A 1,616-nucleotide genomic window follows, 5' to 3' on the forward strand; every position below is an offset into this window, starting at 1 on the left:
TGAAAGCATCTAAGCGCGAAGCCCCCCTCAAGATGAGATTTCCCATTCCCCTGTGGAAGTAAGACCCCTTGTAGATGACGAGGTTGATCGGTCCGGGGTGTAAGCGTAGCAATGCGTTTAGCTGACGGATACGAATCGGTCGAGGGCTTATCCTACTTCATCTCTTCATCTTGCAACACGCTTTATTCCATTCTAATTTTCAGGGTGTGGTTCACACCTTGAATAACAACATAACGTCTGGTGATGATGGCGGAGGGGATCCACCCGTTCCCATACCGAACACGGAAGTTAAGCCCTCCAGCGCCGATGGTACTTGGGCTTAAGCCCTGGGAGAGTAGGTCGTTGCCAGGCTACTAAACCCCACTTCAGAATGAAGTGGGGTTTTTGCTTTGTTTTATATTGGTAAGTTGTTTCATATGGTAAGCCAGCAACCAATTGGCAGTGCTGTTCAGGAGCAAGCTCACTCTTGTTTGGGACAAGGAAGCAGAAAGGTTCTTATGCCACATGGGTGAGGTGAGCCCGGAGATGTTCTGTATGATGGTTAGCGGGGTTGCTTATTTAACAGTTCCATTACGTATTTTCCATGAAAAACGCGCAAGGGTGCTGTCTATGAATGCGATCAGCGGAATGAGCGTCAACAGACAGAAATGCGGCTGTCGAGTAATACGAGAGTCTCTAGGGTGTGTCTGTCAAGTCAAGTTGGTGGGGTAGAAGCGGCGGAAAAACCTTTTCTTGAGGAGCGCCGATGCACAAGTGAAGCGAATGAGAAAATGGTTTTGGAGCCGCTGGCCTATTCATCAGACACAGCCCAGAAGTGTTTGTCAAACCAAGTTGGTGGAGTAGAAGTAGCGGAAAAACCTTTTCCAGATGAGCCTCGTTACGGGTGAAGCGAATGAGAAAACGGTTTTGGAGCTGCTAGCCTGGATAGCGGAAGAATGGGAGCAGATACAGGAAATATTGGAAGGCCTTCTGATGGTGCTACCTGATTTTTATATAGTCACCCTCCATCTAGGGCGTAGCGACTGTGCATTTGACCGTTTTGGAAATTTCTGATCATTTCCAAAACGTGTATTTTCAGGAGTTGCTTGCATGGAGAAGTTTGAAACGGATGATGAGATGCTGAAGGGACGGCTTTTACAGACTTAACAAAACAGGAGAAATAAAGCAAGAGCGATTGTGAGGAAAACGTTGCGCATACACTAGTGAAATGCGTCTTGGCCTAAGGGATGCCCCTTTTTTCAGCATAAAACAATAGCACGTGACTAAAAATGTTAATAAGGGTGTTGACAAGTGATTAAAACCATTGTATAGTTAATTTCGTTGCTAACGCGACAACATCTTCTAAACATCGATAAGTAACAACAAAAAAAGTTGTTGACAAGATCGAATGAAGATGATAGAATCAAATACGTCGCTGCGAGAGCGGCGATAGAAATTAAAGCGTTCCTTGAAAACTAAAGAGTGACAACGTGACCTGTCAATTCATTGAGCATAGACTCAAACCTCAGTTTCGCACTTCGGTGTGAAACCTTTAACGGAGAGTTTGATCCTGGCTCAGGATGAACGCTGGCGGCATGCCTAATACATGCAAGTCGTGCGGGGGTCTTCGGACCCTA

1 protein-coding gene and 3 rRNA genes are annotated in these 1,616 nt (G+C 46.0%); all 4 read left to right on the top strand.

The annotated features are described in order from the left end of the window. Positions 1–155: ribosomal RNA gene (locus CLV36_RS16830) — 23S ribosomal RNA — on the top strand; the annotation flags it as partial. Between the two features lie 81 nt (positions 156–236). Continuing rightward, positions 237–351 (top strand): 5S ribosomal RNA (rrf, locus tag CLV36_RS16835). A gap of 329 nt (positions 352–680) precedes the next feature. Then, a complete protein-coding gene (locus CLV36_RS17065; protein WP_146130669.1) occupies positions 681–887 on the top strand; it encodes a hypothetical protein in 207 nt (68 codons plus the stop codon). A gap of 644 nt (positions 888–1,531) precedes the next feature. Then, positions 1,532–1,616: ribosomal RNA gene (locus CLV36_RS16845) — 16S ribosomal RNA — on the top strand; the annotation flags it as partial.

Origin of the sequence: Laceyella sediminis (assembly GCF_003003125.1) — a bacterium.
Taxonomy (GTDB): domain Bacteria; phylum Bacillota; class Bacilli; order Thermoactinomycetales; family Thermoactinomycetaceae; genus Laceyella; species Laceyella tengchongensis.